At 52.9% G+C, this 26075-nt stretch carries 25 protein-coding genes and 1 pseudogene; 19 read left to right on the top strand and 7 right to left on the bottom strand.

Translation table 11 applies throughout. The features are described 5' to 3' along the window. Nucleotides 1–345 precede the first annotated feature (345 nt). Together BG842_RS29015 and BG842_RS16300 are read left to right on the top strand one after the other, a co-directional pair. The gene (locus BG842_RS29015; protein WP_139136157.1) at nt 346–771 is read left to right on the top strand and encodes a hypothetical protein; all 426 of its coding nucleotides are present in this window, start codon (nt 346–348) and stop codon (nt 769–771) included. A gap of 191 nt (nt 772–962) precedes the next feature. Further along, nucleotides 963–1253: a HalOD1 output domain-containing protein gene (locus BG842_RS16300; RefSeq protein WP_069451574.1), complete on the top strand. Its 291-nt coding sequence runs from the start codon at nt 963–965 to the stop codon at nt 1251–1253. A 14-nt stretch (nt 1254–1267) separates the two neighbouring features. Here the strand turns inward: BG842_RS16300 and BG842_RS16305 are convergent, their stop codons facing one another. Then, nucleotides 1268–1969, bottom strand: a complete 702-nt coding sequence (locus BG842_RS16305) for a bacterio-opsin activator domain-containing protein (protein ID WP_069451575.1) — start codon at nt 1967–1969, stop codon at nt 1268–1270. Between the two features lie 407 nt (nt 1970–2376). On the opposite strand from BG842_RS16305, the gene BG842_RS16310 reads away from it, so the two are divergent. The 3 genes from BG842_RS16310 (at nt 2377) to BG842_RS27820 (ending at nt 4739) form a co-directional block, all read left to right on the top strand. Continuing rightward, on the top strand, nt 2377–3048 hold the full coding sequence (locus BG842_RS16310) for a helix-turn-helix domain-containing protein (protein WP_069451576.1): 672 nt from the start codon (nt 2377–2379) through the stop codon (nt 3046–3048). A 281-nt stretch (nt 3049–3329) separates the two neighbouring features. Continuing rightward, nucleotides 3330–3581, top strand: coding sequence for a hypothetical protein (locus BG842_RS29020; protein WP_139136158.1), 252 nt, complete (start codon nt 3330–3332; stop codon nt 3579–3581). A gap of 828 nt (nt 3582–4409) precedes the next feature. Continuing rightward, on the top strand, nt 4410–4739 hold the full coding sequence (locus tag BG842_RS27820) for a hypothetical protein (RefSeq protein ID WP_083252592.1): 330 nt from the start codon (nt 4410–4412) through the stop codon (nt 4737–4739). A 1472-nt stretch (nt 4740–6211) separates the two neighbouring features. On the opposite strand, the gene BG842_RS16330 is transcribed toward BG842_RS27820, so the two are convergent. Both BG842_RS16330 and tbsP read right to left on the bottom strand, forming a co-directional pair. Next, on the bottom strand, nt 6212–6442 hold the full coding sequence (locus tag BG842_RS16330) for a ribbon-helix-helix domain-containing protein (protein ID WP_069451605.1): 231 nt from the start codon (nt 6440–6442) through the stop codon (nt 6212–6214). A gap of 480 nt (nt 6443–6922) precedes the next feature. Then, a complete protein-coding gene (gene tbsP / locus BG842_RS16335) occupies nt 6923–7729 on the bottom strand; it encodes a transcriptional regulator TbsP (RefSeq protein WP_069451580.1) in 807 nt (268 codons plus the stop codon). A 1937-nt stretch (nt 7730–9666) separates the two neighbouring features. On the opposite strand from tbsP, the gene BG842_RS30000 reads away from it, so the two are divergent. Both BG842_RS30000 and BG842_RS16345 read left to right on the top strand, forming a co-directional pair. Continuing rightward, nucleotides 9667–9828, top strand: a complete 162-nt coding sequence (locus BG842_RS30000; protein WP_175424185.1) for a hypothetical protein — start codon at nt 9667–9669, stop codon at nt 9826–9828. Between the two features lie 1076 nt (nt 9829–10904). Further along, nucleotides 10905–11921, top strand: a complete 1017-nt coding sequence (locus tag BG842_RS16345) for a serine protease (RefSeq protein WP_342764810.1) — start codon at nt 10905–10907, stop codon at nt 11919–11921. 43 nt (nt 11922–11964) lie between these two features. Here BG842_RS16345 and BG842_RS29025 read toward each other — a convergent pair. Next, nucleotides 11965–12056 (bottom strand): annotated as a pseudogene (locus BG842_RS29025) (IS5/IS1182 family transposase); the annotation flags it as partial. 131 nt (nt 12057–12187) lie between these two features. Between BG842_RS29025 and BG842_RS16350 the strand changes: the two are divergent. The 5 genes from BG842_RS16350 (at nt 12188) to BG842_RS16370 (ending at nt 15667) form a co-directional block, all read left to right on the top strand. Continuing rightward, complete coding sequence (locus tag BG842_RS16350) at nt 12188–12517, top strand: AbrB/MazE/SpoVT family DNA-binding domain-containing protein (protein ID WP_069451581.1); 330 nt, start codon at nt 12188–12190, stop codon at nt 12515–12517. After that, a complete protein-coding gene (locus BG842_RS16355; RefSeq protein ID WP_069451582.1) occupies nt 12514–12963 on the top strand; it encodes a PIN domain-containing protein in 450 nt (149 codons plus the stop codon). Before BG842_RS16350 ends, BG842_RS16355 begins: the two co-directional genes overlap by 4 nt. 57 nt (nt 12964–13020) lie before the next feature. Continuing rightward, the gene (locus BG842_RS16360) at nt 13021–13731 is read left to right on the top strand and encodes a phosphoglycerol geranylgeranyltransferase (RefSeq protein WP_069451583.1); all 711 of its coding nucleotides are present in this window, start codon (nt 13021–13023) and stop codon (nt 13729–13731) included. A 135-nt stretch (nt 13732–13866) separates the two neighbouring features. Next, nucleotides 13867–14103: a hypothetical protein gene (locus tag BG842_RS16365; protein ID WP_069451584.1), complete on the top strand. Its 237-nt coding sequence runs from the start codon at nt 13867–13869 to the stop codon at nt 14101–14103. Between the two features lie 313 nt (nt 14104–14416). Further along, nucleotides 14417–15667, top strand: coding sequence for a hypothetical protein (locus BG842_RS16370; RefSeq protein ID WP_254663248.1), 1251 nt, complete (start codon nt 14417–14419; stop codon nt 15665–15667). A 9-nt stretch (nt 15668–15676) separates the two neighbouring features. Here the strand turns inward: BG842_RS16370 and BG842_RS16375 are convergent, their stop codons facing one another. The 3 genes from BG842_RS16375 to BG842_RS16380 are packed head-to-tail and all read right to left on the bottom strand — an operon-like array spanning nt 15677 to nt 16298. Continuing rightward, entirely contained in the window at nt 15677–15871 is a 195-nt protein-coding gene (locus BG842_RS16375; RefSeq protein ID WP_069451585.1) for a hypothetical protein, read from the bottom strand. Nucleotides 15872–15873: 2 nt separating this feature from the next. Continuing rightward, a complete protein-coding gene (locus BG842_RS30005) occupies nt 15874–16044 on the bottom strand; it encodes a hypothetical protein (protein ID WP_175424186.1) in 171 nt (56 codons plus the stop codon). Further along, nucleotides 16041–16298 (bottom strand): winged helix-turn-helix domain-containing protein, encoded by a 258-nt coding sequence (locus BG842_RS16380; RefSeq protein WP_217493338.1) that lies wholly within the window; start codon nt 16296–16298, stop codon nt 16041–16043. The genes BG842_RS30005 and BG842_RS16380 overlap by 4 nt, the downstream gene beginning before the upstream one ends. Before the next feature lie 231 nt (nt 16299–16529). Between BG842_RS16380 and BG842_RS16385 the strand changes: the two genes are divergently transcribed. From BG842_RS16385 to BG842_RS16420, 7 genes are all read left to right on the top strand, one after another. Further along, a complete protein-coding gene (locus BG842_RS16385) occupies nt 16530–16940 on the top strand; it encodes a hypothetical protein (protein ID WP_139136159.1) in 411 nt (136 codons plus the stop codon). Nucleotides 16941–16950: 10 nt separating this feature from the next. Further along, nucleotides 16951–18354 (top strand): hypothetical protein, encoded by a 1404-nt coding sequence (locus BG842_RS16390; RefSeq protein ID WP_069451588.1) that lies wholly within the window; start codon nt 16951–16953, stop codon nt 18352–18354. A 189-nt stretch (nt 18355–18543) separates the two neighbouring features. After that, nucleotides 18544–18780, top strand: a complete 237-nt coding sequence (locus BG842_RS16395; protein ID WP_139136160.1) for a hypothetical protein — start codon at nt 18544–18546, stop codon at nt 18778–18780. A gap of 250 nt (nt 18781–19030) precedes the next feature. Continuing rightward, nucleotides 19031–21736 carry a VirB4 family type IV secretion system protein gene (locus tag BG842_RS16400; RefSeq protein WP_139136161.1) on the top strand — a complete coding sequence of 902 codons (2706 nt, stop codon included), beginning with the start codon at nt 19031–19033 and terminating at the stop codon, nt 21734–21736. Then, nucleotides 21733–21993, top strand: coding sequence for a hypothetical protein (locus BG842_RS16405; protein WP_069451591.1), 261 nt, complete (start codon nt 21733–21735; stop codon nt 21991–21993). The genes BG842_RS16400 and BG842_RS16405 overlap by 4 nt, the downstream gene beginning before the upstream one ends. Before the next feature lie 346 nt (nt 21994–22339). After that, complete coding sequence (locus BG842_RS16415) at nt 22340–23053, top strand: hypothetical protein (RefSeq protein WP_139136162.1); 714 nt, start codon at nt 22340–22342, stop codon at nt 23051–23053. Continuing rightward, nucleotides 23046–25928 carry a type IV secretory system conjugative DNA transfer family protein gene (locus BG842_RS16420; RefSeq protein ID WP_069451594.1) on the top strand — a complete coding sequence of 961 codons (2883 nt, stop codon included), beginning with the start codon at nt 23046–23048 and terminating at the stop codon, nt 25926–25928. The genes BG842_RS16415 and BG842_RS16420 overlap by 8 nt, the downstream gene beginning before the upstream one ends. The last annotated feature ends 147 nt before the right edge of the window (nt 25929–26075 follow it).

Here is a 26075-nt window from a genome sequence, read left to right on the forward strand (position 1 = left end):
GCCATACTAAACCCGGCAGATACCACTATTTGGCGTCACCGGTACAGTTGCTTAAAAATCAAAGAGTATACACTCGGTCTCTGTTGCTAGATTATAAATTGTAATACTGCTTATTTCTTGTCTCTCTACAGAAAATAGGTATGGAGGGGATGCTTGCTAATGCAGCCTGTGAAGTTATTAAGCCAGCGCATATATTGCACGACAGAACCGCGGGATAGAAAGTGTGCTCGAGCCGTGTCCCAATGATGAAGGGGCCGATGACCCCCCAACGTGCTCAGATCGGGTTCATACGCGTTGCCGGTACGCGGGGCATACTATCCGTGCGTTCTCATAAAATACGTATCCATGAACCCACACGACAGCGATCGACCTGGTAGTTCGGATTCTCAAACGATTACCTCGCAGATCGACTGTGAACCAACGAATACCTCCCAACGTGCCGATAGCTCACCTTCTCCGAATCTTTCCCTTGATACGATCTTCGATACCCTGTCTCACTCGTATCGCCGCCTGATTCTCTCATATCTTTCACAGACCGAGAATGATCTCGCAACAATAGACGATCTTGTCACCGTCATTTCGAAGCACGAATCAGAAACCGAAACGCGCATGCAATGTACGCAGGACGATACGGTGAGAGTTGCGCTGCAACATAACCACCTCCCAAAACTGGACGATGCCGGAGTGATCGAATTTGATACTCGAAGCGAAACCATTCGATATTGGAGTCATCCCAAAATGGAAAAGTATCTGTCCATAATCGAAACGTGAGAACGCGACGAGGTCTAATTTTGCTCAATTGGAAATCGGAGAATTGCTTTATCTATGCGTGTAAAGCCTGAATAGTCAAGTTGCCGTTTCATCTCTTGCCAGAGGATGTTTATAACTACAGGCCAGAGTTTTGTATCGAGTGCTCGTGAGGGATACCCCATCAGTCACGAGGACTCTGGGAGAAATTAAAAATGGGAGAGATAACGATCAACTCACCGAGCGACAAGCAGACGACTGTAACAGCGCCATCAATCGTGGTGTTGATCCAGGCGGCGATCGCTGCCCGTGACGGTCCCGATCCAAGTGAGTGCCCACCATTATACGAGGCTATTGATCCAGATGCACTCGACACGCTGTTTGCTCCACTTCACCGAGAATCCGAACGGAACGGGAAAGTGATGTTCGAGTACTGTGGCTATCTGGTCACTGTCCACGCTGACCGGACGGTTGAACTGGAGCTAATCGACGCTGAGAGTGGCTAAGACACCGGCAGATTTCACTCAGAGGCTACATCTTCGTTGGAATCTGTTTCTGCGACCTCTGGTGTACCGACTCGATTCAGGAACACATGGTCGACAAGATTGCCATGGGCACGTCGCAATCGCTCAGAGAGTGCTTGATGTGAGATATTAAGTTCTTCAGCTAAGTCATCCGCAGTGGCTTCACGGGGCACCGAATAATAACCGTGTATAGCAGCGAGCTGCAGTGCTCGTTGCTGTGATTTTGTGAGCCCGAATCGGGTTTGAGAGTCTCTCGTGAATTCCTGGATATTCTTGATTTCTAACGGAATCCCCTGCCCTTCACAGTATTCGGATGTGCGTCGCACTGCGTCATGATCAGCGAACAATAACCGGAGATGCCAGGAGTCGTCTTGGCCAGTTGCAGCGAGGACTGCCCCGTTTTCTTCGGCAAGAACGCGAATCAGATGGTTGACTTGATCGTTCCACTTGAGTTGATAGAGAGAATCTGTCTCGAAATCTGCGATCAGGTGAAAGTCAGTAACACTATCATCGTCAGTCAACGCGCGCTCAAGTGCATGACTATCGTCTGTGGTGAACCATATGAATGGCATCAAGCCATCTCGATCGGTCGTAATCGTCTGTTCGACTTCGATAGTCACTGTTTCGAGAGTGGCCAACGTGTGCCCGAGTGCAAACTCTTTGGCAGCGATACTGACTTCGACGATCGTTCCTCCCATATACGAGCCTATCTCGTCAGCTAATATCTATCTTATCTACAAACACATTACATATTGCACGTGTATCTCTTCGTGACAGAAGGTGATTTTCCAATGACGTTGTCTTCGCGTCCCTTCGATGAGCTCTATACTATAAATTGACTATATTTAAAAATTATGATAATGGTCGGTTTTATGCTGACCAACACTTAATTACGGGAGCGAACTGTCTGGTTGTGTATTGCCAAGGAGGCTATTCGATTATGACCTTCCACGAAGTGGCGGACGATTTGATAGACAGTTTCAATTGAGAACAGCAGAAGCGGCAGTGAAATGTCCTCAGCATCTTGAACTAAAATCTGTGCGAGAGTTGCTTGGTGGTCCCGCCAAGAGACCTAAGAGATACCAGATAGTTTGTTTGTAAAGTAATGGCAACTCTCGTTGAGTTCTCGCTCCCAGCCACAGACTTCGCGCTTGGCCGCTTACTTACAGCTGACTCGGAGATCGAGATCGAATTCGAGCGAATCGTCCCCGTTGGGTCGAATGCGATCCCCTTGTTTTTCGCTTGGAACGATGATTTAGATGCGTTCGAACAGCGCGTCCGCGCTAACGACCATGTCCGCGAATTCAGCAAGATTGAGGAACTCGGGGATCGACGCTTGTATCTCTTGAATTGGAATATTCCAGACGGGGGCTTTTTCGAAGGTTTCACAACAGCCGAAACGATCATCCGGAGTGCCTATGGCTATGATTCTCACGCCTGGGAGTTCGAAGTCCTCTTTCCCTCTCAGGATGACCTCACCACGTTCCATAATCACTGTCGCGAAAACGAAATTCCGTATACACTCGGGCAGATACACACACTCAGTGAAGCTGGCGATGACCTCGTGGAAAGTATTCTGACGGAGAAACAGCGTGATGCGCTTCTGCTCGCACTCCAGCACGGATACTTTCAGACCCCACGACAAGTTACGCTCTCGGAATTAGCGGACGAGTTCGACATTAGTCAACAGTCACTTTCGGATTTGATTCGGCGTGGCAATGAAGCCCTTCTTGAACACGCGCTTCTTGGGTCATCGCGAGATACTTCGCCCGATTAGCGTGGTTCTATCTTTCAGTGGTTTTAACCACCCCGTTCGAACGGCCCCATGACCTAAGGAGAATGTTGGGATGATAATCACATAGCCGAATGAGCATCGTTACACTCCAAATTATTTTTCGCTCGCTCCCTGCGGGCTTGGAGGACAAAGAGACTGGTGTCACGGACGCCCTCAATATCAGACCAATGACTCACCCACCGACAACCGCTCACCAATCGACGTCAGACCATACGGTTAGTACCGTCTGCAAATTGCTCGCGAATCCCACTCGACGTGCTGCTGTGCAGTTCTTCATAGATGAGGAGACGGACACAGCTGAACTCAACACGTTGGTTGAACACGTTCACGAGGAAGTTGACGCCGTCACAACCCCTGAACAAGCACGGATCGCGCTCGTCCATAACCACCTCCCGAAGCTCGCCGACTACGATATCATTGAGTATGACAGACACGGTGAGACCGTGCACTATCACGAAACACCGCATCTTGAACGATATCTTACCCTCGCCGAAGAAATCGAAGCACGAGACTGATGCGGTATGAAAGACCAGCACTCCGAAAATGCAAACATCGACCTCATCGGCGAGATCCACTTGTGGCAGATCGGTACTCACAATCTCTCTTGAGGAGAATGGCTGTCAGAATTGTCGGGGAGAGTGACGCCGACTAGTCGTCGGAATTTCCGCGTTGTTGGTAGCAATTGGCAGTTCCCACCAGTGGTTCTTCACTCAAAATTAGGTGTGTTCATACCCGCTTAGAAAAAATGAGGTAGTAAACCTGGACTCGTCGCAGTCACCAACGAAAACCACGAGATCCTGCAAACCACCAGAATATGTCTCCATCGACGACGGGACGCTCAAGACCTTCCCGTATGAGGACGACAACGATGCCGAACCCGAAGATTGCGACTGCGACGGCCTGAATGGCTTCCCATGCTGGCCATGCGTGAGGACGGGACGAAAGGAACTGCCGAACGAACCACCACTTCAGCTTTTTTAGCCAAGAGACGCCGATTAACGGTCTGGAATATCACCGACTAGTGAATGCTTTAGGAAAGGAGAATACAGCGATCGACGATACGCCCGAGATATCAGCGGGTGCTTGGTCAACATGCGGCGACCGTCGGGACCACGAATGACAGGGGTGGGTCAGTCGAAGCGACTTGCTGGGATCTGCATAGGTAATAAAACTCTTCTCGTTACCCGTCCCGGATTAATATGGCCGTTTCATCTAGTCCAAATATACTAGCTACATATATACTAAAATATTTTTAACACAATGGGAACAAAGCGTTTCCTCCAAGAGGGTAGCCGAATCCCTAAGCAATATCATCGGTGATTGACTAGGCAGTGGTAGGAATCATGGCGACGCTAGACACAGTCTTTGACCTTTTTAGTAAGAAGCGACGACGATACGCACTGTATTATCTTGATCAACACAGCGGAACTGTATCAGTAGATGAAGTCGTTGACTATGTTGCAAATCTTGAAAGCAACGCTCCTGGCGGAAATGTTCCTGATGAAGAGTATGATCGGATTGAACTCACGCTTCGCCAGGTGCATCTTCCGAAAGCAGCCGAAATTGACTCTATTGAGTACGATCGTGATGAAGGAGAAATCAACATTCAGGGAACACCAACGGAATTTGATGCGATCGTTACCATTGCGAAAGTCCTTGAACAACCTGGATAAGCCGAGAACTTAGTTTCCCAATCATTCATTCCCAATGACCACCCCAATAGATTACTTTAAATATATGGGTGAAAGCAATTGCTTAGGAGGACTCACACTGCGCTTAGCGAGAGTCGGGCATCACAAAATGTGACCTTGTCATGCTTCCCGATTGCACTCATGTAGGCGGCCTACGATCTTTGGACGGGAAGCAGTTTGGCGGGACTATGCGTCATAAGTCATTTCATATGTGGCAGTGCCACGAGTTCGGCGAAGCGGATCACAATGAGCCGTTCAAGCCTTGGACTGACGCCCTCGACACAATCTGGCACTGCGAGCGGTTCACATCGCCGATGGTGGGTGATTTGCGAAGGCTGTGATGGGGAATTCGCGCGTTACCGGCGCTCCAAGGCCATCAAACACTTGAGAGGTACAATTGTGGCGACTGCGGGGTAATAAGGATAGAGTACCGTTGTCCCGTTGTCTGCGGCTTATTAGGACGATCACGATGGCTGGACCATCTCTGGTCCATTTGAGTTCATGCGGGCACCATCTCGCTGTTCCTAATGCAATGCTTACAATGGGACTTGCCCCTACCCGCCCTGAGGTGTGGGCGGCAGACGTCCTTGCGGAACCTCACTAACTCCGCCACCGGTTTCGACTTTCCCGATTCGTTCGTATTTGCTTGGTACCGGTATTCACATAGGTTAGTAGATTATACTAACACTATATGTATTCACTTGCGGTTTGGCTGTCAACTGTTTACGGCGTATCCTAGTGAGGGATCTTCTATGCACCGTGAAAGCCTCTGTTCGATACCCTCCAGGTGAGCTTGCAACCATCTTGGGGGAGATGCGTGACGAGAAGATTGACGCTGAGCGGCTTGCTACGCGACTGCTCGAAATGCAGTGGCGAGCATCCGGAACGAACCCGGACTTCAACATCTGCTATGCGCTGAATCAGTAGTGCAGAAAATGAGGTCGCCGTCTTCATCCCCTATCTATGACCAACTTGATTGCCGCCACCACTCGATTGATGGTTATAATTTCCGGCACTCGACACGGCTATCTGGCGATTTGAGTTCTTCTGAATGGACACCTGCACACCACCATAATTGTGCGATTGATGGTTGACGTTCACTTGCCCGGCGCCCTGGTGTTGACTCACTTACGAACTCGCCGGTTGATGCGAGATTGCCGCCACTGGTACGATATCCACTCCCTAACCATAATGAATGCGAGAAGCACCGCTATTGGTTTGATGTGCCTCATCCGTTTTCCCTCCCGCAAATATAGCCATAACTAAATTCAATATAAGTGACTGAAACTGGATATTCAGGTCAGAAAACAGAACGAAGAATCGGCAGGTTGTGTCGGGTGTTGCCCGACAGATCGGTCGAGACGGACTAGTCGAAATAATTGACCAGAAAACCTCGATTGTCTCATTAAACTCGAGGTGGAAGGCAGTCTTGGCTCCTCGTTTCGAGAGGAGGGTTAGAGCGGATCGTTGTATTGATCGGCCGGATCCTGTTGTTCATCGACAGCATCTGTAAACAGATCTCCATCCAACTCCGCTTCGGATTCATCGCCAGTTTCCTGGGCCGATAACCCCAATGTGAGAAGCTCTTCGATCGCTTGTTCTCGATTCAGAAAATCACCTTGTTCGACAAGGCGATCAATATCACTCTCGATACGGTCAGGCAAGGCTACCTCAAGCGTGGCCATGGACATAATCATGTTCTAGAGACAAATCAACTCTCGGGCTACTTTCTTGATGCGGAGTAGTGATATTCATCGGTGATTGTCATTTTTTACTCCTTCCTAAAACAATCGTAAAATCCCTGAGTACAACCTCATCTGTGGCCTACGAAGCTGCCCGAGATGGTACAGCACCGCACACAGGCCGAACAGTTTTCCTTCGACGCCGATGCCCCCGGACTCATCGAAGGTCGTTCACTACTGGGAAGCCAGCCCAATCCAGAGCCTTCGGCACCGGTGGATTAGCGACGGTTTCGTGTCCCATCTGTCAGAAGTGCTCCGACCTCGGTCCACCTCTTTCTATGCATTCCTTTATTTGGTTAATAACCTGATTACGTAGCTTAATTTTCCCGATGTCTCTCCTTACTCTCATTCTTCTATAACTCACACCGAAGAATGATACTTACCATCCCTGGCCCAGTCTCAGGTATCTTTTTCTCTCCCGAACTATGCAGTCACCTGTTCCGCAAGCATATCCACATCTTCGAGATTATCGGGCGCTAAGACCAACCGAAGGCGCGGCCGACCGACATCAATCGGCACTTTCTCCGTGTCGAGCAGGCCGCGATCCTCAAGTTGTGTTTTTGTCCGCGAGAATGTTGCCTTGCTCGCCACACCAGTATCTTCACCCCATTTACTGATATCATAGAGCAGCATCTCGTTGTTCGCCGCGACCAACAACGCGATTGTAACTTCGTCGAGTTCGTCTTCCTCACCGGGAACGGTCTCAACCGACTCCAGCATTGTCATGAAGTCCTTTTCAACATCGTCCCCGAAATCGTCACGAAGGGTGTCCCGGACCCGTGACAGCGGTGGCGTTCGCAACCCGAACTCTTCGCCGGCGTCCCACTCGTCCATGAACGTCGTCTGCACGGTCTCGACGAAGTCATCGTCCGTCGAGTGAAGCCCTGTCAACGCCGCATTGAGTTTGACGACCGCCACCACTTGCTCGTCACTAATGAGCAGGGAATTCCGTGCGACATCGGTGGTTGTCCGCAGTGAGAGGATTCCTTCCTCGATTAGATTAGCTGCTTGACTCGCGAGAATGAAATCGTCGACCGCTGCTTTGAGCACGTCAGGAGTGGCAAGCACCTGGAATTTGGGTAGATCATCGTCAAATTCGGTTGCTGTCTGGATCACTGTTCGGAAGACTTCTGATGCTGGATTAATGATGTGGACGGTATCTGCATCCTCGAGGAATGAGTGGATCGTTTCCGTGAATTCCTGGTCGGCTATGGTTGCTTCTGTAGACATGGTTTGCAAATCGTGAAGGCATACCTTTGTTTCGAGCCAATTACTACTGGTAAGAGTAGCCTAAAACAAATGGATGAATAGCTTAACTTGGAAAAGAAGACTGTGAGAATTTCAGCTCGGAGCGTGGTGAATTAGTGCGATGCAGCGAGGTAGGGGTGGATCAGAAGTTATAGGGCCAGATCCAAAGTCCATTCAGGGTGTCCGCGGCAACTACGCCGCAACTGTGGCTTGGTAGAGTTCGGCAAAATGCTTTGTATTACAGTTCGAAAATAAGGCAGTCAGTTATGAGACTAGAAACGAGATCACCAGTGATCAGTAGAAGAGTGTCCCAGGAAGTGTTGTTCACCTCACCAAATGAAAGAGCGACAACAGAGAGAAAACAAACCGAGGATGTCTACAGGTGGAACAGAGCGACTGCCTCAGGACTTGACCCCCAGGGCAGTTCACTATGTCTCGTAAAACTGCTTCTCAGCGTCGCTGGGTTCGATTGGCAGGGTACTGATCCAGTGGCTACGTTTCTGTTTGAACTGGCTGAGAACCATGGTCTCTCGAATACTATGTTTCTTGTCGATGATTACGGCTATCGGATTCCCTTCTTTCTTCATGAATTTCTTCGTGGAGAGCGTGCTTGCCGTATCTCATTTCCATCTCGAACTATGTCTTCACAGTATGGACAAACACGAGGTTCCTTGACGTCATCCGGTGTGAACACACGGACATAGTGTCGAGTCACAAACGATCCGCAATTCTCACAGTGGGGCATGTTTGTTCCATTCGATAAAACACTAATATATGATTCGGCTATCAAGATTGTATACAGGCCGTGAAGCTGACGAGACGGCACAGAAACGCCCACTGTGGGAGCAGTTCGGCTTTCGTGTTGATACTCCTGGACTTATCCAAGTCTCTAACGAGAGCCACGAGAACCCCGAAAAGCACCAATATACTGTCTCCATCAACGTAGTGACTGAAAACCTGATGGCCTGCACGTGCCCGCATCACGTCCACCGCAACGCATCTGCAAACACATGGCCGCCATCGAAACCGCAACTAACGACGGGACGCTCAATGCGTTCCCGTCGGAGGATGACAATGATGCCAAAGACTGCGACTGTGAGGGCCTCGGTGACTTCCCGTGCTGGCTATGCGTAAGAACCGGACGGAAGGAACTGCCGAACGAACCACTGCTTCAGTCTTTTTTATCCGTGGTACGCCAACTGACGGTCTCAGATATCACCGGCCAGTGAACGCTCACGGAACACGCGACGCTACGGCCGAGGATACACTTGAGAGATATATAACAGTACGCGACCGATATCGCCGCCAAGTAGTTTCCAGGACGCTTGAGACTGTCTCCTTGGGGGTGAAGAATGATGAACCACAGGAGTGCGACTATGTGGGTTTCAGCGGTATCTCGGAACCGGTAAGCCGACTTCATTGACAATATTCAACACAGTAATAATGGGATTATTATGCCATTTTGGCGATAAAATCTATGTGTATTGAGAAAGTGTCTATGCATTGCTATGGAACTACTACATCGGTTACGCGGTGCCTTTCGTTCAGAAACCCCGTCTCAGCAGACCGAACAGCAGGTGCGGGCGACCGGTGATATTTTTGAATGCGAAGAATGCGGAACCACTTTTATCTCGAAACCATCCTGTTGTTCAAAGTGTAACCAGAGCGACTTCCAGAATCTCGGCAGTTGTTAATCCGACATCTCTCACCGTTCTCTTCTGCTGATACAGTTTCTAACTGCTGACGTCGTATACAAACTCTGTCTTTCACTTTTACACGTGTTGGCAATTCACGGTAGAGTGCTCCTACAACCCATAAAACCACCGTTTAGCAGCGGAGGCTGACCTGACCACATTCCAAAAATCCGAGGAGTGGTCGGCGTGTGAAGACTGTGAGAATATGCTCTGATACGAACGGGGGTGGATTCGAACCACCTGGGCCACGAAGTGGCCGCCATCGACGTGGGGTCGATGGTGCTTCTACCAACAAGCAACCCGTTCTCGTCCCGGAACCCCCTGCGAGTAGAGCGTGGTCGTGCCGGGAAGAGTGGGCACGACTACGCCGGTATGGAACTGGCGTGAGATGATCACATTTGATTCTTTGTGCTTGAACGTCGCAGGCGCATGGTTCCAGGCACGTTCCTACGACGCTCACACCTTTTCCAATGACTGCGTTGACTATTGTTATACGGTGCCTGAAGTGGTTAAAAGAGAGGAGACATCGAGTATGCTCTTTATTGGACTGTCCACCTCGGGTGATTCTAGAGGAGGTAACTTGATCTCTAACTCGATCAAAGTCGTGCATTAGATTATATCTTGATCGAATGTGGGAGTTACCACTCCCAGAGTAGTACGAACAAGATTCCCAGGAAACCGAACATAACGATATACATCGTTGCAAAGACAATACCACGTGAGAACGCCCAGTAACTCCAAAATCCAACGACAGCGGATAGAGCGAGAGTAAAATTTTTATATCGCCTACTTGGAAAGTAGCCATTATACCGCCGTTGCTCATATAGCGACATTGCACTCTGTTTGTCCGTCTATCCTCTTATTTCCAACCGCCACAGATGACGGTCAGTGACAATAAAATCCGCACATGAGAAGGACGACCGTAGTCCTTTGGGGCACTCAACGAGGATATTCGAACTCTACAACCCTCTACCGAAATCCCCACCAGAAGATACGTGAGGTCGCTCTGAGGACAGTTGACACCATCGATTTTCGTTACGACTGGTGTATTGGTCGTGCTGGCAGGTTGAGGCACACTCACACAGATGAACCCCCCGATGAGTGGCTCTAATCCCGATGTGGCGATCTATTTTTTCTTTTATCGATGTTCCTATTGGTGTCATAGAAGACAACTCTTTGGTTCAGGCGATACGGCCAAGTTTCTATGAAATCGAGAAGCAACAGTACACAGATTCGACACGCTTGCCAGACTTTCTTAGTTCTGCTTAGTGCAACATGAGGTAGTAGAGCCGAACTCATCCAAGTCACCACCGAGAGCCACGAGAACCCCGCAGCCCACCAATACGTGGTCTCCATCGTTCATTTGGGCCGATGTACCTGATCGTGCGCCGCTCGAAGCGGCGTTTAGCAAGGATGACAGCGTTGCTGCTTTCCAGCTGATTGGCGAGTTCGAAACAGACTGTTTGTATCAACTCGAATGGGAGGACCACATTGAACATCTCGTTCACATCCTTGTCGAACACGAAGGGTCAGTGTTGCGTGCAATCGCTCGAAACGAGCGCTGGGAGCTTCGCCTCCTATTTGCTGAACGGGAATTGGCCGCTTGTACGAATGAGTACTGTCTGGACCACGACACCAACTTAAGTGGGCCGAAGGAAATAGTTATGTATCCGATGAATTCTGCTAACCGTATCCGGAAACTGTCACAGAGTAGAAGAGCTGTTCTTGCCACGGTCGGGGCGGGTATAGCTGGTTTTTCCGGGTGTACTGAGCAATTAGAGACGGTTGACTCTGGGCAATCCCAGCAGTCCACTCCGGAGGCTACTGGAGAGTTTTCCGATGATACACGAGCTGCTGCTCAAAAGACCGGAAAAGAACTGAGACAATCCGTCGTTAAGATCATCGGGAAAACCTCCAGCAGAGGTAGTCAAGGGGGAACTGGTTGGTGTGTTGATGGGGAGTATATCATTACAAATGGGCACGTTGTTGAGGGGTCTCGGACGTTGGAGTGCTGGACACTTGGTGGGGAGTCGTTTACTGTGGAGATAATCGATGCGTCGCTTCAGCCAGACGTTGCTGTTCTTCGACCGACTGAGATGGATTCTGTGCCGATTCCGAGCGTTACGATGGGTGACGAGGGGTCGCTTGAGAAAAATCAGCCTTTGCTTCAAGTCGGTCATCCCTATGCGATTGGGAATTGGGTGATTAGCCTTGGTAGATACGTGAAGACCGATCGCAGGAGTATGTTGACGACGGTGCCGGCTATGAGTGGATCTAGCGGGAGTCCACTTACAACAACGGATGGTGCTGTTGTCGGGTTGACGACCGGGGCAACCCCGGTGGAACAGAATGGTAGAGTGGTTGGAGAGGCTCCAAAACCGGTTGAACCACAGGTTTACGAAGTATTTCACGATCAAACTTATTCAACGCATGTTCCGGCAACAGAGGTCCGGTCGAAAATTCAGAGCTGGACGTCTTAAGAAGAAAGGGCACTGGTGAATCGCCGTACGGCGGTTGATTTGGTCATGTTGCGGTACGCTTGATGTTATGAACCACACATTTCACGACGAGTTCACGAAAGTCTCGTTGTACCAGGCTCGCGCACGCACGGCGTCCATGTTCAGGAAAGCTGCGTACACCCGCTTAGTACAAAATGGAGCAGCGGGTGGTTCTTTGGGGGGCTCAATCCCCTCTCACCGCATGTTTTAATATTCTGGAAGTCATACTATCTACTCAGTAAAGAACTATGAGCAGTAAGAGTGAAAATGGCGACCACGTCGTCCGTATCAGCCGCAAAGGCCAGGCGACGATCCCCAAGTCGCTCCGTGAGAAGTATGGCATCGAAATCCCAGGCCGTGTGCGCTTCCGCGAAGAAGACGGCGAACTCGTCGTCGAACCAGTCCCGAAACCAAGTGAACGCTTCGGGTCACTGGGCGAAGACTACGAACGTGGCGAGGTCATTACGCACCATCGAGAGGAGCAAGCAGCTGAGCGCCAGGCAGAGGACACCGCCGACCAGCGTGACTACCAGCGCTACGTCGCTACCGACGACACAGACGAGACCACCGACGAATGAGCTATCGCTACGTTCTTGATACAGAACCCCTCCTTGCATACTACTATGGTGAACCCGGTGGGGGGACTGTCCGCGACCTCCTGATGGATGTCTACATGGGTGAGGAGTCTGTAGCGGTCAGTGAAATCACGGCGACCGAACTGATGTACAAAATCGCCCGCTTTGAAACTGGTTCCCCATCAGGAACGCCAACAGAAGAGACACTGACGACCGGCCGACAGGCCGTGCGTGACTTGGTGGACGGCGGTGTCACACTGTGTGCACCCTCCGAGTCGTGGCCACTGGCGGCTGAAGTGAAAGGAGCGGGGGGGATCGCGCTCGGCGACGCCTATGCCGTGGCGCTTGCGGTCGCTGAAGACACAACGCTTCTGGTCGGTGCTGACGGCGATTTCATGGACCTTGTGGTAGACGTATCAGTCGAACGGATCCGGACAGACTCAGCGTGACACGTGGAAGACGAACAGACGGAAAGCGGTTTGCGTATCTCCGTACTATGATGAAGTATGGCGGCTGCGTGGGCACAGTGGGAGCATGTCACGAAAGTCGACCCAGACAAAGCACTCCATGATGGGGATACCTACGCTGGCATTGCCGACACAGGAACGGATGCAATCATTGTTGGGGGCACCACGAACGTAACAGAAGCACGTGTTCAACCGATTCTCGATGTGCTTTCTTCGACGGAGATCCCGATATTCGTCGAGCCGACCTACCGCCCATCGTCGTCTCACACCGAGGCACTCTCAGGTTATTTGCTGCCGATTGTTCTGAATGCTGATGACCCCTTGTGGATCACAGGAGCACACCACGAATGGGTTCGCTCATCTGATCTTCAGTGGGACTACGTCCACCCAGAAGCGTATATCGTCCTCAATCCGACGTCGTCAGTCGCGATGTATACGCAGGCGGACTGTGACCTCGACGTCGATGACGTCGTCGCCTATGCTGAACTCGCAGAACAGGTCCTCGGTCAGCAGATCGTCTATCTCGAGTATTCCGGCATGCTTGGTGATCCAGCTGTCGTCGCTTCCACACGAGATGCACTCTCGTCAGCGCAGCTCTTCTATGGTGGCGGCATTCACGACTATGAATCGGCCTACCAAATGGCAACTGTCGCTGATACGGTTATTGTCGGTGATGTGCTCCATGAGGACGGTGTTGTGACGGTCGAGGAAACTGTTCGAGGAGTAAGGGATGCTAAGCACGACTCGTAATCCTGCATTCTACAATCGAAGTGGTGACTGTGTTGACCAAGAGTGTGCGCTTACAGTCAGTCGCTCGTAGATTAGTATATAATACTAACCTGCACAGCCAGCCGATTTAACGACGTTCGAGCACTACCAGTCGATATGAGCGAGAATGCCGCAATCGTCGCTCGGATTATCGAGCATAATACGGGCGGGCAAAACCGTGCGACAATTGATCGTGATCACATCGGTGTGATTGCAACCCAGCATGGTCGCTTTGACGGCGATATTGATGATTCGATAGCCGAGGCACTTGATGAGGGATACATCGAAGGGCGGGACGGTGAGTACGTCGCGACTGAGAAAGTTTGGGATCTCGTTCCTGGTACTACTCGATAACGAGTCGTTCAGTCTGACTGCGTTTTGAGCTCTTCCCGCCTCTCACTCTTTCTTCACCCTCTCTGTTAGTATACGATGCTAACGCAGGCGTCTGAAATTCTAAAAAACCCACTTCAATCCATTTAGTAACGTACGTAAAACTTATTTAGATTTGTGTAATAACGTATTCTAGAAACAACACCTGCACTGAAACGCCAGTGATTCTCCTATGACACCACCACCAACTGCTGACACAGATGGCCACAAATCGCACAGTCGACGGGCGTTTCTCACGACAACCGGTAGTCTCGGTCTTGCGTCACTGTCCGGGTGTGTGTACGGCAGTGGAATTGGTGCGGTTGATACTGGATCGAACAGCACCAATAGCACGAATTCAACAGAGAACACACCATCGGGACTCGATCCGACAACGTACGTCGACCAGTTCAAGCACCGAGTCAACATTGCGAAGAAAGGTGCGGACAACACGGGGAAGCACGCGATCGATGATGTCCTTGACCGTGTGATCGACCACGACACACTCGTCTACTTCCCACCTGGTCGATATAAGCTGAATACGAACCATCGTCACGTTGGACTCCGCAATCTCGGAATTATCGGGCAGAACGCGGTCCTCACACACGGGCGCGTGGACGCGATCGAGGGATTCGATGTCACCGAGGGCGAGTATCACGGCCCTGCTCAACATTTCAAAATCGGAGTGCCTGACACGCCACACACGGGACGCTTCGTGTTTGGTGGGTTCACAGCTGATTGGCGCGGGAAGAACGAAGGGATGCAGATTCTGAATCATCACACAGCCGGGAAATCGGTGATTCAGAATATTCGGCAAGTCGGAATGCACTCGCTAGGGTGTCAGGGACCATTTCGACTGAATCCAGCGACTGAGAATGCGTTTATTCGGGCCCGGAATATCGACATTCGACATGGTGGTCTCACCTACCAAAAGACGATCAACACGCGAGATACCTACCACGGCGGGCCGTATGCTGGTCGGTCGTGGGCGACGTCGGGGATTACGATGCATCCACGCACGCAGGGGAAGCTCCGCTTAGAACGGGTTATCTGTGGTGGGTGGCCTGACAACGGAATCTACGTAATCGGTGGACATCCCGGCACAGGAGACGGTACCGTTGAAGTGATAAACTGCATTGCGGGCAATTCACAGGCCTCAAACATCCGGATTGGCGGGACGAACTCGAAGATCATTGGGTGCAAGGTCATCATCGATCAGTCGTTCGGAAACAAGTTCTATTACGAGCAGCGTCCCATTCGGATCGATGATGGTTCCTGTACCGTCAAGAATACACAGATCATCCAGAAGAAGCCGACTGGTTGGAGTCTCACTGTCCTTCATGGGGTGCAGAAAGCGTTGATTGAGAACGTCTCGATAACAATCCACGAGTCGCCGACGAAAGCACTCGTGGTTGATGATGCAGCAAGCAACGTCACCGTTCGGAATCTGCAGGTACAGACGCCTGGCTGGCAGGCGACGAAGAACATACTCTTTCGTGGATCGGGTGACGTGATGGAGAATATCACTGTTAATGGAAAGCCGGTTTGATCCTCGAAATCAGATTTTTCTGATATTGCGGAGGACACCCCAGACACAGACAAGCGAAATAAGAAACGCCGCTGGTTTTGCCCAGCCTTCGGGAAGGTACATCGAGAGATAGTACCAGAATCCAATGAAGGAGAGACCGAACGCGATGAATGGGGCTCCAAATGCGAACAGAATTGCAGATACTCCTCTGCCGAGGGTGCCCATCGTTACGCCCTCCAGTTTGCGATGGCGGCGGTACCAAGGATGATGATGAATGATCCGATCCCCTTGATACCAAATGCATAGCAAACGAGGAGCGCCAGGAGAATTGCGCCCCAGAAGCGCACTTTTCGACTGTGCTTGATCGCATCAATGAGTGTCGTTTTGAGTGCGGTCATGAGTTTGTTTCTTCGCCGTCCTCGGTGTTTTCGCGGGGGTCGGTGATGAGGTGGTACAGTGCGGATTTAGCGTGGATGTTTTCGATGTAGCCCGCTGCTTCTAGCACTTCTAATCGTTGATGGATATACTGGCGGGTGTAGCCTGTTTCGTCGACCAGATATGATTGCGTTCGATCGCCTTCGTGAAACAGGTCGAGGATTTGCTTGTCTACATCCTTTAGTCGAACCATCGGCTGCAATTCGTAGCGTATCATACGTAAGTGTTGTCTGTCATTGCCCTTTTGTAGTTTACGGACAGTCAAATACGAAAAGACACTACTGTCCGTAAACTATTTATTTCTCTTTCTAGTTGAGTAGGATGGAATATGGTTCCCTCAAGAAACCACGAACAGAGCGACAAAAACGGGTCAGAAACAGCATCTAGTGACTCCGTTTCACAGACAATTGCAGGGACGGTTGACGCTGGTATAGAGCTGGTAGACACAGTGGCCGTGCGTACTGGTCGAGCAATCGGCGTCACGGATGAGACGGTTGCAACAGCGATTCCGAAGGCATACAGTGTCGCGCTCACATCAGGCCTCGTTATCGGTCGTGTCGCTGCCCAATCGAGTGGAAGCGTGAACGTCTGCAATCAATCCGAATTCATCGGACAGGCACTCCCGTTCTTTCTCACCGCTGGCGGGACGTTCCTCGTTGGCGCGTACGCGCTGAGCCAACTCATTGGCGGTGGTGGACAGGCACTCACAATGTCGAGTGGCAAGCAAGGCACGTTCAAGCAGATGCAGATGAGAGGACACAAGGGCTTCATCAGCGCTCTCGTTGGTCTCTCGCTGCTTGGCATCATGATGGGCTGGATGGCATTCCCGGTCGATACCAGCTGTCTGCCCGGTGTCTAAGGAGGAACGTATGCACGCCAACACCCGACGAGTGTTGGTTGTCAGTCTCGCTATCGCCCTCCTCGTTCCGATGCTGATTACCTCGGCGATCGCCGCCACTCCCCACTCGTCACACTCGATGTTCCAAGCCACTCCGCCCAACGGATCTGCAGCCAATAATTCGACGACAACGACGCCAGCCAACGGCTCGCATGCGCCGGGTAGTGGCTCATCCGGGAGTGGCGGCTTCGGTGGATTCATGCCTGATATTCCGGGGCCGAAAGAGACCGCGAAGATCGCGATTAACTTCCTCGCCGGCACGTGGCTTGTTGAGCAAATCACGACGGCAATCGAGGAATTCATCAACGCCTTTACTGGATTTATCGTCGGAACGCCATTTCCGACAAATGATGGCTATCTCGGTATCCTCGGCTACCCCGTCGAGAACCAGAATCCCAATTGGAACGATATCTTCTGGCAGCTTTACGTTCCATTCGTCGGCTCGACCTCGATGGTTCTGCTGGTGTTAAATCACTGGTTTTCCGCGATCAAGGTCACCGCACCCGGTATTGGACGGGATCTTGATGGAGGTAACTTACTGATTAAGACGACGGCTGGCGGGATGTTCATCGGCCTCTGGTGGCAGATCGGGACAGCAATCGCCCGGCTGAACAATGCCTTTGCAACCACGCTCGCCCCGAGTGGGGCAGAGATGGCCACGACGCTGAATGGATTGGCCAAGCTCGCCTCTGGAGGGATACTCACCATCATCTTGACCCAGGGGGCGAGTCTCTCCGAGATATTTGCCTTGGCAATTATGTTCGGTACGCGCCACGCATTGCTCATCCTCTATCAGGTGTGCATGCCCATTCTCGTGATCATGGCGCTCACGGCACCGGCTGAGTGGATACGTGGGTTTTTCGCCCGATTGGCGTGGCACTACCTCACGCTGCTCATCCTCGTCTTCCCGGCGGCCTTCCTTCTCCGACTTGGGTTGATTATCGACTTCGATTTCGGATTTGGAGTCCTCGGCGACATGCTCGTCGGAATGGGCTTTCTCGGTGGTGCGATCCTGTCGGTCGCGATCCTCGGTTGGACGTCGATCGCAACGCGACGCTATGCGGGGAAGATGAGCAAAGCGGCCGGGAACAGTCGTCCTACGAAAGAGGGTATGGAGAAATCCTACGAGCGTGCCAAAGAGCGCAAAGAATCCACCACCAATTGGCTCCACAATCGACGCCAAAATCTCCGAGCCATTCGGTCAGATGGCGGCACAGACGATTCCTCGCCTTCGCCTGAACCAAGGAAATCACCTGTAACACGGCAGGGATCACAGCCCGAGATGGCGCCCTCACGTCCGAACGAAAGTATGCGAAAGCGCCGAAATGAAGGCGGATGGCGGTTGTCCGGAAAGAAGGGCTATACCGATGACTGACAGCCAGTACCGACTTGCAACCACGGAGGCCGGGACTTGTCCTCCCACTCGCAGTCAAGCAGTGCCGTGTTTGAGCGGCACTGTGCTGCGGTGATCCACTACACACCTAGATCACATATGCCAGATTCACCTGGAGCAGAAGTTCTCGATCAAATGGCCAGCGGACGGGACGTCTTCGGTCGATGGGACATGAACGAGCTTGTTCGTGCCATCTACCCGGCACTCGGGATCTTGGTGCTCACACCATTCCTTCCGAAGCGACTCCAAATCGCGAGAATTCTCCTGACACTCGCTGCGCTAGCGGGTGCGGGGATTGTGCTCGCTGTCGAACCGGAGTACCTCACGGCAGGCGAGTTCGTCGCCCAACGGACGAAATGGCTCACTCGGCAGTCGGTGAAGCTTCACTCCCGTCAGAACCGCCGCTAACCCACAGTATCGCCCGCAAACCAACACCCCAAAGTCCAAACCAATGAGTCAGAACGCCCAACCCCCAAACGAGCATCCGACCGCACAGAAACTCTTCCAAACAGTCCCCCTCGTCCGTCGATTCGTGACGAGTACCAGCGGCCAATCCACCCAAGAGTGGGTGCCCGTGAATCGACCACTCCCAGCACACAACGCCGTGGAATTGGCAGACCGATCGGTCGTTGCCGCCATCCGCGTCGATCCCGCGAATATGAGTACGAAAACGGCATCCCAATGGGAGGACCGCATCAAACAGCTGGATGAAGCTCTCTCAACAACCGTCGATTTCGAGATTGAGCAGTACAGCACGCTTCGCTCGCTCGATAAGCAGAGCTATCGCGAGGATTATCACGAAATGGCGGCTGAACGCCCTGACGAAAAAGACCTCACGGGGATGGACCGCCTGCAACGTCGCCTGCTCGATGAACGAGTGGAGATTATCGACGATGACCACGAGAGTGTGCTTGTTCGCGAGCACTACATCCTCGTGAAGGTCATGCCGGTCGAACTCTCCGAATCGTGGGACGACGCGGCCGGACTCTTTGGCAGTGCGACCAACCTCCCGCTGATCGGCGATCAGATCAAGGCCCGCCGGATGAACAACTACGGCGATAATCTCGAGCAGCTTCGCACTGACTTGACTGCTCGGCTGAACAAGCGTGTCGAAAGCGTCATTCAAGCACTCGGGAGTGTCGATGGCATCACTGGGACGCCCATTTCACTGGTCGAGTTCACGCGGTTGCTTCGCTCCTACTACCGAGCGGACAATGCGGCCACGATTCCTGATGAGACGATTCGAGCATTGATCCATGATTCGCCGGTTGTGGGTGCGAGCGCCGATGTAGACGCAGACTACGAGGTCGATGTGCAGGCAAAGGACAGTGATCCACTCGCCGGGAACTATCGGTCATTTCTGGCTCCCGAGTCGGTTCGGTATGATGATCAGCGCTATCTCGTCCTGGACGAGGAGACCTACGTTCTTGGAATGTGGGTCGAGAATTGGCCCGAAAACCCTGATATCGGCATGTTCCGAGACATATTGAACACACCCGGCGTGCATATCACGCTCTCCACGCACGCGCTTGGGGTCTCAAAATCCGATGCCCGGCAACAGTCCCAGAAGAACAAGATCAAACACAAGAGCGACTATGAGAAGAAAGAGCAGGAAGGCCATTGGGGTGCCGAATCGGCCTATCGGAAGTGGCAGGCTGCCTCGGACATCGAGGATTCTCTGACCGAATCAGGGTCGGGGCTGTTTATGACGAGTACCTACGTGAGCCTTCGCGCCAACTCCGAAGAGCAGCTTTTGGATGCTGCAAAGACGATGAAACAGCGCTTCAAAGAGCAACCCGCTCGGTGCGAGGTCGTTCCTGCCCACTTCCAGCAGGAGGAGATGGCCCACTCGGCTGCACCGCTCGTCTATGATTCGATGAATAAGGCCACACCGATGCTTGGGCGTGCACTGGCAAAGCAGATGCCCTATACGTCGAACAACATCTACGAGCCATCGGGAATCGAGGTTGGCATCCACCACGATCGAGACGAACCCACGATTGTCGATCCATATCTTCGGGGAATGGGCTACAATATGATGGTCTTCGGCAAAATTGGGAGCGGCAAGTCCACTACGTCGAAGAAGATTCTCACCCAACTCAAAGAACGCAATCCCGAAATGAACGTCGTCCTCATCGACCCTCTCGAAGGGCTTGCAGGCCCGTCGAAGCTCTTCGATGCTGAACAGATTGTCGTGGGGGGTGAGACAGGCCTCAATCCCCTGGAGATCAAAGAGACGCCCGAGGAGAAGCTATCCGTTGTTGGTCGGACCACGCCGTTCAGCGAGGCAATGGAGCGCTTCATCAGTTTCGTGGAGACGTTCTACGACCTCGAAGGGCGGGAACTGGAAGCAGAGAAAAAGAACGTCTGGGAGAAAGCCGGACGGCGGGCCTACAACGAAAAGGGAATCACGAAAGACCCAGGCACGCACGGCAACGAATCGCCGACACTTCGTGACGTAATTCAGGAGATTGCGCATATTGCTGGAGTAGGCGACAACCCCGAGATTCACCAGATGGGCGACCTCCTTGACGCTGATTTGAGTGAAACGGACGTCCCGCTGCGAACCCGCGAAGCGGCCGAGCGAGTGCTTTCAGAGGACATTGAAGCGTTCCGCACACGCTATCGGCACTTCACGAAGGAAACTGGCTTCGACTTGAACGCCGATGGCGGGAGTTTCTACCTTGATCTCCAACTCAAGGAGGGGAAAGGTGAGACGGGGTTGATGCTCGGGTTGCTCCTCACATCGGTCTACGAGATGGCCAAAGAGAGCGACGATCCGACGATGATCCTGATCGACGAAGCACAGTATCTCACCAAGCACGCGGACAACCTGACGTTCCTTGAGCAGGTCGTTCGTCATTCCCGTCACTACAACCTCTCGCTGTTGTTCTCCACCCAGTCGATCAGTGAGTTCTACGCGAAAGACGACGAGGGGACGAGTGCGCTCAAATCACAGGCAGAAGTCATCTTCAACAACTCCTCGATGATGTGTTTCCACCACTTGGACGATATGACGCCCGAGTTCGGAAGTGAAATCGGGCTCAATGCCGAGGAAGCAACCTTCGTCAATAGTGCTCTACCAGGCGACAAAGACCGTGGCTACTCCGAGATGTTGCTCGCCGTCGACGAAGACGGAACGCGAGAGTGCTACCCGCAGCGGGTTGAGATGAGCATGGATGTGAATCCGGTCGAGTTCTCGATCGTCGATTACGAACCGAGCGACCACGGCAACTGGCATGAGTACTTACAACGCCAGCTCGGCGACCGCTTCGATGATAGGCAGCAACCCAGTGATGAGTCGGAGAGTGAGACGACGGCAAAGCGTTCGGTAGTGGCGACTGATGGAGGTGAGCAGGAATGAGTCTCCTGTTCCAAGCTGTTGAGATCATAGTGGCCGCGTTTCATACACTCGCGAGTGTTCCACTCGTCCAGCCGCTCTCAACGTTCCTGGCTGAACGGATGTTCGCGGTCTTCTTCACGAACAGTCTCGTGCCGACGTTCCTGGGCTATTCGGCACCGGAATTCAATGCGCTGCTCGGGGACATCGTTGCGTCGTATCTCGCGATCGTCGGTGTGCTGATCGGAGCCTCGAAAATTATTCCGGGGGCAGGTCGATGAGCCGCTTCAGTCGGTCAGCCGAGTACCGTGCTACACAACTCGGTGCAGCGTCCAACAACCAAGCTACTGATGAGCTCATTCGCGTTCGGCCGTTCAAGGACGACGGCGGGATAGACACTGCGATCGAGTGGTTCGAATCTGTCCATCCCTCTCACTCAGATCTGAGTGGCAAACGAAGCGTGCCCCGTGCAGCAGAGATCGTCTACGACGGTGAACAGATCAGCTTCCGCTACTTGCCGTGCAGTGATGATTTCCACTGGTTCCTGACTCGCCTTCGGCACAAGTATCCTGATTCGGACGTTCGACGGGAAGAGGCCGACCTCATACACATCGATGAGGGGATTACGTGGCAGGCGGTGAGTGGACACTCCGAAAGCACCGATGGTGGCCAATTCGTCGCCGTGACCTCGAAGGCTTCCGCGAAGACGATCCCTATGAGACCGTCCTCGGCGATATCGTGGATGATGCGGTGAAAGCCGGTGGGGCGACTGGTCGAGAACCGATCCGGAGCGTTATCCAAGTCATGTTTCGGCCGACAACGCGGAACTGGCAGACGGGGCGGCTTCTCACAACGAATCTCACCGAACTCTACTATCATTTGAATGGCGTCTACACGATCCACGACCTCGCCGAAACCAAGCGCGAGAAAGAGACAGCCGATGCAACGGAGATCGGCAACGTCCTCGATCGGCGTGCAAAGGAGAAGGCGTTTGGTGTGATGATTCGCCACCTCTCGGTCGGTGACGACAAGGAAGCAGTCAAGCACCACGCCGAGGCGGTCGGTGCGTCCTTCGCGAGCTACTACAACTCAAAGACTGAGCAGGCGTTCATCGTCGAGCCGAGTAGTTCGCCGGACACATTGGCAGAGACGATGGCCCGCCGGGAGTGGTCGGGCGAAAAGATGCTGCTCACGTCGTTAGAGATCGCCCCGATCGTACACCTTCCACCCGCGGATATCTCGATCGCCCAGCTTGATCGCCGCCAGACCAAACGTGGCGAAGAGGTGCCGGTCGGATCCCACGAACACAGTGGGTACATCACGGGGGAGAAAGATGCTTAATCGACTCTTCGGCACCGGGAAAGACGATTCGACAGATGAATCACCGGGGGATGATGCCGAGGAAGACGCTTCTGTCCCGACAACGATCACGAACGAACCGTATGGGTTCACGCAAACAGGTGCGGAATACGCGGCGGACGGCATGACCGAAACCATCATCGAGACCGAAGAGCAGGGACCGGTGGCTGGCCCGGAGATCCGTGAACTGCTCGAACGTGCTCGTGATCATCCAGACATGCCACTGTGGCTTGGCTACAACGACAGCGCCCAGCAGGGCTTCGACCCAGCTCCCGTCGAATTCAACCAGCTCTTCCAGCATCTCTGGGTTGTCGGAACCACTGGCGCGGGGAAAACGACCGAAATGCTGAACTGGATGGTGCAGCTCGCGTGGGCAGGCTACGGGTTCATCTACTTCGACCCCAAGGCCGAGGACAGCAAAGAACTCCTCCAGAAACTTCCCGAATACCGGCATGACGACGTGATCTGGATCGAACCGGGTGACGACGATCACGATCGAAGTATCGGGATCAACTTCCTCGAAGTGCCGGACTGTGAAAGCGAGATGGAGCTTGAACAGCACGTCACTGACCGCATTCAGGTGCTCAAGGCCGTTCTATCGGGTGACGATTACTGGGGCCCACGGATGAACGCCATCGTGGAATCGATGGCACGGGCGATGATGCAGGCGAATCACGAGATCGAGGACCGAGACGAACAGTACTGTGTGCTCGATATGTACTTCGTCCTCCTGAACGCCCAACGGCGTGAGGATTTCGCCGACGAGATTGACGATCCGTGGGTAGGTGAGTTCGTCTCTGAAATCGCCGAGATGGATGACGACGCTGTGCGACCTGTGATTACCCGACTGAAACCCTGGGTCGAGAGTCCCGTTACCCGCCGGATCGCGGGGTGTCGCGCCAGTACGATCGACTTTCGGGACATCCTCGATGATGAGAAGATTGTAATCGTTCGCACGGCCGTCTCTGATGATGACATCAAGCAACTCGTGACACTCGGTACGCTTCGGCCACTGTGGAATGCGATTCAGAACCGCTCGATCGAAGGAGCGGAGAAAACGCCGTTCTTTGCGATCCTCGACGAGGCCGACCGTGTGCTTCACAAGAACCTTGACGTCGACGACATGCTAGCACGTGCTCGCTCAATGCGTCTCTCGGTGACGCTGGCCTGCCAGTATCCGACGCAACTCAAAGAGTCAGGTGTACTCAAACCAGTCAAGAACAACTGCAACACGGGTGTGTTCTTCCGCGTACTGGATGACGAGGACGCCCGCCCACTCACACGGCGGTTGAGTGACTGTGATATCGAGGATTTCACCGAACTCGAAAACCATCGAATCTGGTCACGAATACCGTTAGACGGTGGGACACGCTTCTCTGGAGCGCTCAAGCTCAAGACGTTTGCACCGTATCCAAACATCCGCGACGAAGACGAAGCGGAGGAGATTATCACTGAAAGTCTGGAGCGGTTCGCAGTCCCGCCACTCACTGATGACGAGATGATGCGCCAGCTCAAGTTTGGTGGGATGAACGAAGCCGTCACGCCGGAGAAAGCGAGCGCCAAGACACTCGATACAGCAAATGATGAAAAGGCGCGTGATGCGGCACTGAAAGCCATCTACGATGAAAGTATTCGGCAGGGACGACCAGGTGAGTTCATCCCGATTGAGGCGTGTCTCGATCGCCTCACAGACTACCTACCTGCACGAGGTGGTGTTGAGACCGCCGAACGTGCGTGGCGGCATGTACTAAAGGACATTCCCGAAGCCTACCTTGAGTATCGCGAAGAAAGCGGCCAAAGCCAAGTGAAGGTGCGCTCTCGGAGCTTCATGAACGTCGGCGATAGCGAGAATGACGGCGGGGCGGAACACTGGGCACCGATGGCTGATGCGTATGTCCCGATGACACAGCTCGGCTTCATCTTCGAGATCCCAGATCAGACGGGTAACGCAATGCCGGATGGTCTCGCCCGAGTTGATGAGATGCTTGCAATCGACGACACCGACGATCCTGAGGAGATCACCGCAAAAGTGACCACCTATCGGGACAATCACGCCCTCTTGAATCGCCTTGCGGGAGCGAAGGACGCCTATATTGAGAGTGAACACACGACCGGCAGTACGCAGCCCTCACAGACAGTGAAAAATCTCGCCCAAGCTCACAACGCCGGACATCGCTGTCTGTTCTTCGCCCGAGAGGACGTCGCCGAGAATGTCTATGAGACGGTCGCACACGATCCGTTCTGTTGTCGGAGCAATCACCCGGTGGCTGACGAACGGCGATTCTACACCGGCACCCAGATGCTCACGATCGACGGCGAGACGATGACCCGGCCTGGAAGTCGAGAGAACGTCTGGATACATGACGAGCAGACTGGCGAGTACGTGCTACGCGACAGTGAGGGCACCGTCCATGCCCGCTTCGAGACAGCAGCCGACATCTTCACCAACGCAAGTGCGTATCCGAGCGGTGGCGAGCGAAACATCAAGCCGCCGGTGATCCCCGAGTATGAAATGGATGGTGACCTGAGCGAGGTCGAGTGGGACGTGATCGTGGTTCCGCCAGAGACGCAAACACCGATGGATATCCGGCTGTATGAAGGCGAGACACAGACGCCGTTAACCGATCTAGTGGACAACGTATCTGATGGTCTACTGAAATCGAATGGTGCAAGTACCGATGAATCAGTCACAGACGGTGAGAGAGACGAGCATGAGATGGACAACGAAGACGGCGTGGACACCGAGCGAAAGGAAGGTACAGCACCGACTACCGAGAACGTGAGCAGTGAACGCGATACGACCAGGGACGAGGAGGAGAATACCGAGTCGGACAGTGGATTTGGGGTATTACGATAGCTTTGTGTCGGCCTCTGCGAGGATCTGTTGTACTTGCTTTTGCGTTTCGTCGTCTTGTGCTCCGGAGATGACTTCGAGGATGTCGATGATAACTTGCCGCCGCTGGCGGGTTTCCGCTTCGAGGTCTTTGATACGATTTTCAAGCGC

This window comes from Haladaptatus sp. W1, from assembly GCF_001723155.1.
Classification (GTDB): Archaea; Halobacteriota; Halobacteria; order Halobacteriales; family Haladaptataceae; genus Haladaptatus; species Haladaptatus paucihalophilus.

Coding starts and splice junctions, on each gene's coding strand:
- BG842_RS16405 (WP_069451591.1), top strand. CDS start 21,733: ATGAGTCTCCTGTTCCAAGCTGTTGAGATCATAGTGGCCGCGTTTCAT.
- BG842_RS16380 (WP_217493338.1), bottom strand. CDS start 16,298: ATGATACGCTACGAATTGCAGCCGATGGTTCGACTAAAGGATGTAGAC.
- BG842_RS29015 (WP_139136157.1), top strand. CDS start 346: ATGAACCCACACGACAGCGATCGACCTGGTAGTTCGGATTCTCAAACG.
- BG842_RS16400 (WP_139136161.1), top strand. CDS start 19,031: ATGAGTACGAAAACGGCATCCCAATGGGAGGACCGCATCAAACAGCTG.
- BG842_RS16350 (WP_069451581.1), top strand. CDS start 12,188: ATGAGCAGTAAGAGTGAAAATGGCGACCACGTCGTCCGTATCAGCCGC.
- BG842_RS16355 (WP_069451582.1), top strand. CDS start 12,514: ATGAGCTATCGCTACGTTCTTGATACAGAACCCCTCCTTGCATACTAC.
- BG842_RS16395 (WP_139136160.1), top strand. CDS start 18,544: ATGAACGAGCTTGTTCGTGCCATCTACCCGGCACTCGGGATCTTGGTG.
- BG842_RS16305 (WP_069451575.1), bottom strand. CDS start 1,969: ATGGGAGGAACGATCGTCGAAGTCAGTATCGCTGCCAAAGAGTTTGCA.
- BG842_RS30005 (WP_175424186.1), bottom strand. CDS start 16,044: ATGACCGCACTCAAAACGACACTCATTGATGCGATCAAGCACAGTCGA.
- BG842_RS16420 (WP_069451594.1), top strand. CDS start 23,046: ATGCTTAATCGACTCTTCGGCACCGGGAAAGACGATTCGACAGATGAA.
- BG842_RS27820 (WP_083252592.1), top strand. CDS start 4,410: ATGGCGACGCTAGACACAGTCTTTGACCTTTTTAGTAAGAAGCGACGA.
- BG842_RS16300 (WP_069451574.1), top strand. CDS start 963: ATGGGAGAGATAACGATCAACTCACCGAGCGACAAGCAGACGACTGTA.
- BG842_RS16310 (WP_069451576.1), top strand. CDS start 2,377: ATGGCAACTCTCGTTGAGTTCTCGCTCCCAGCCACAGACTTCGCGCTT.
- BG842_RS16360 (WP_069451583.1), top strand. CDS start 13,021: ATGGCGGCTGCGTGGGCACAGTGGGAGCATGTCACGAAAGTCGACCCA.
- BG842_RS16330 (WP_069451605.1), bottom strand. CDS start 6,442: ATGGCCACGCTTGAGGTAGCCTTGCCTGACCGTATCGAGAGTGATATT.
- tbsP (WP_069451580.1), bottom strand. CDS start 7,729: ATGTCTACAGAAGCAACCATAGCCGACCAGGAATTCACGGAAACGATC.
- BG842_RS16390 (WP_069451588.1), top strand. CDS start 16,951: ATGCACGCCAACACCCGACGAGTGTTGGTTGTCAGTCTCGCTATCGCC.
- BG842_RS16365 (WP_069451584.1), top strand. CDS start 13,867: ATGAGCGAGAATGCCGCAATCGTCGCTCGGATTATCGAGCATAATACG.
- BG842_RS16375 (WP_069451585.1), bottom strand. CDS start 15,871: ATGGGCACCCTCGGCAGAGGAGTATCTGCAATTCTGTTCGCATTTGGA.